Source organism: Pseudomonas sp. EA_65y_Pfl1_P113 (genome assembly GCF_963970525.1).
GTDB classification, from domain to species: Bacteria; Pseudomonadota; Gammaproteobacteria; order Pseudomonadales; family Pseudomonadaceae; genus Aquipseudomonas; species Aquipseudomonas tritici.
In genome coordinates this window covers 1-580 of the sequence record NZ_CAXAQM010000262.1, presented here as the reverse complement: position 1 = coordinate 580, position 580 = coordinate 1, and the positions used below count along the sequence as shown (strand labels likewise).

Here is a 580-nt window from a genome sequence, read left to right as displayed (position 1 = left end):
GCGACCACCCCGAGCCGCAGGACCATTTCCTGATTCACGTAGAGCACAGGCACCAACAACAGCAGCACCCACAGGAGGCTGGTGCCGTAATTCTGCCCAGCCTGGGCATAGGTGCCGAAAGCGCCGGCATCGTTGTCGCCTACCATGACGATTAGCCCCGGGCCGACCACAGCAAGCAGCGTCATCAGTCGCGCTTTGAGCCCTGTGCGGGGAGCCTCGTCGCCCAAGCGGATCGTGCCGAATGCCCCTTCGATGTCTCCGACGTGCGCTGTATCGAGCGACGCGCCGGGTTGGCCTTCGTTCACGGTTGCGGGCATAGGCGAGTGTCCGGAAGGAAGAAAACCGACGTTGGCTGGGCTAATCTGGTATGCTGATTTTGGGCACGTCCGCACACGATCTGCGTCTCCTGTCGATGGGCGAGCACCATGACGGGCAGAGCCTGCTTGCCAGATAGCGCCAGTGAGAGGTTTGACGCCACCCCTTGTTCTGCGATGATAGGGGTAACTTGGCCGTGGCTCGCGTCGTATACCTGGAGGATTGGCGCGCCAACAGTGTCGAGGAGTGTTGGCGGAATAAGCAA

At 61.4% G+C, this 580-nt stretch carries 2 protein-coding genes; both read right to left on the bottom strand.

The window, feature by feature from the left end:
• The coding region (locus AACY52_RS29490; RefSeq protein WP_339561248.1) for a divalent metal cation transporter at positions 1 to 317 on the bottom strand (317 nt) is incomplete at its 3' end.
• A partial coding sequence (locus AACY52_RS29485) for a hypothetical protein (RefSeq protein ID WP_339561247.1) occupies positions 302 to 580 on the bottom strand: 279 nt, incomplete at its 5' end. The genes AACY52_RS29490 and AACY52_RS29485, both read right to left, overlap by 16 nt.